The 1,857-nt window shown below is 74.9% G+C and carries 2 protein-coding genes and 1 pseudogene; all 3 read right to left on the minus strand.

The genetic code is table 11. From position 1 onward, the window contains the following. Positions 1-643: thiamine pyrophosphate-binding protein (locus tag DQW85_RS23590; protein ID WP_275888244.1), on the minus strand; the 643-nt coding region annotated here is incomplete at its 3' end. After that, the gene (locus DQW85_RS23595; protein ID WP_113702263.1) at positions 640-1,413 is read right to left on the minus strand and encodes a cyclase family protein; all 774 of its coding nucleotides are present in this window, start codon (positions 1,411-1,413) and stop codon (positions 640-642) included. The genes DQW85_RS23590 and DQW85_RS23595, both read right to left, overlap by 4 nt. Positions 1,414-1,474: 61 nt before the next feature. After that, a pseudogene (locus DQW85_RS46035) lies at positions 1,475-1,857 on the minus strand (hypothetical protein); the annotation flags it as partial.

Genomic DNA, 1,857 nt, shown 5'->3' on the forward strand with positions numbered 1-1,857 from the left:
AGGCCGCCAGCAGGCTCGCCAGCGCCGCCACGTCCGCCTCGGCGGGGACGGCCGCGGGCTCGTACAGCGGCCCGTATGGCGGCTCGTCCTGCGGGGCCGCCCCCGCCCGCGCGGCGGAGGCGATCACGGCGGGGTGCTCGTCGAGCGGGCCAGGCCACGGCACGACCTCCGTCTGGACGTCGAGGGGCAGGTTGAGCAGCACCGTGCGCCTGCCGTGCCGGGCGGTGCGGAAGGCGGCGACGGTGTCCTCGACGGCCTCGGCGGCGGAGGTGATCCGCATGGGCACGGCCCCGACCGCCCGGGCCATGGCGTCCTGGTCGATGTGGAAGTTGGAGCGGGCGTCGGTGGCCTCGCCGGCCAGCACGACCAGCGGCGTGCGGCTCTTGGCGGCCTCGGCGAGACCGGTCATGGCGTTGGTGAGGCCCGGCCCCTGGTGCACCGACAGGACGGCGACCGTGCCGCTGGTGCGGGCGTAGGCGTCTGCCATGGTGGCCGCGCCGCCCTCGTGCCGCGCGGCGACGAAGCCCGCGCCCCGCGACACGAGGGCGTTGGTGACGTGGAAGTTGCCGCTGCCCACCACCCCGAACGCGGCCCGTACGCCGAGCGTGGCAAGCACCCGGCCGACCGCCTCCGCGACGATCACCGTTCGACCAGGGCGAGGACGCGGACGGGACTGCCGGAGCCGCCCACGATGGGCAGCGGCGGGGCCACCACCACCGCGCCGGTCGCCGGCAGGCGGTCGAGGTTGCGCAGCTGGGTCAGGCCGTACTTGCCCGCGCCGAGCAGGAACGAGTGGCAGGGGAACGCCGGGTCGAACGAGTGGGCCGTGCCCGCGTCGGTGCCGACGGTCTCGACGCCGATCCCGAGGACGGGCGTCTCCTCGGCCAGCCAGCGCGCGCACTCCACCGAGACGCCGGGGGTGTGCGGGCCGGTCTCGTCGGCGTTGAGGAACGCCTCCTGGTCGCCGGCCCTGCTGTCCCAGCCGGTGCGGTAGAGCAGCCAGCCGCCGTCGGGCAGCGGGCCGTGCGCCCGTTCCCACTCCTTGACGTGGTCGACCCGGAGCAGGAAGTCGGGGTCCTTGCCCGCCTCGGCGGCGAAGTCCAGGACGACGGCCGGAGCGAGCAGGCTGCTGGGCGGCACCTGGGAGACGTCCTGGCCGTCGCGGGCGGTCACCCAGTGGACGGGGGCGTCGAAGTGGGTCCCGGTGTGCTCGCCCGTGTGGATGTCGTTCCAGTACCAGGCCGGGCCGCGGTCGTCGTAGCGGCTGATCTCCTCCAGGCGGAACGGGATCGTGTTGCCGAACGGCTCGGGCAGGCGGAGGATCGGGGTCCCGGAGGACAGGGGCGCGGTCAGGTCGATCACCTCGATCGCGCCGTCGCGCACGCTCTGGACGAGGCTCCGCAGCACCGACATGTCATCCTCCTCAGAGGGCTGGTGGGGTCCTCCTACGGTGATGCCCAGCGCCAAACATGCCTCAGACCTTGATCCAGTCGGCGCAGCCGCTGGTCTGGAAGGCCTTGTCGGTCGGTGCGATGGTGATGGTGGCGGGCCCCTTGGGCATGTCGGCCGCGATGACGTCGGCGGGCCGCGGGCTGGTGCTCCTGAGCCTGGCCCAGTAGCACGCCGGCAGGCCCGTGGCGGGTCCGGTGGTGCGGTAGGTGCCCGGCTGGATGTCGACGCCGACCACCATGGTGCGGTGCGCGGCGGCGGCCCCTGTGGGAGCTGCTGCGGGAGCGCCTGTAGGAGCGCCCGTGGGAGCTGCTGCGGGAGCGCCCGTGGGAGCGGTGGCGCCACTGAAAGGCGCGGTGGTCGCGGGCGCGGAGCCGCCGGGCGCGGCGGTGGCGGGCGCGGCAGTGG

The sequence above is a fragment of the Nonomuraea lactucae genome (assembly GCF_003313395.1).
Lineage (GTDB): Bacteria > Actinomycetota > Actinomycetes > Streptosporangiales > Streptosporangiaceae > Nonomuraea > Nonomuraea lactucae.

Coding starts and splice junctions, on each gene's coding strand:
- DQW85_RS23595 (WP_113702263.1), bottom strand. CDS start 1,413: ATGTCGGTGCTGCGGAGCCTCGTCCAGAGCGTGCGCGACGGCGCGATC.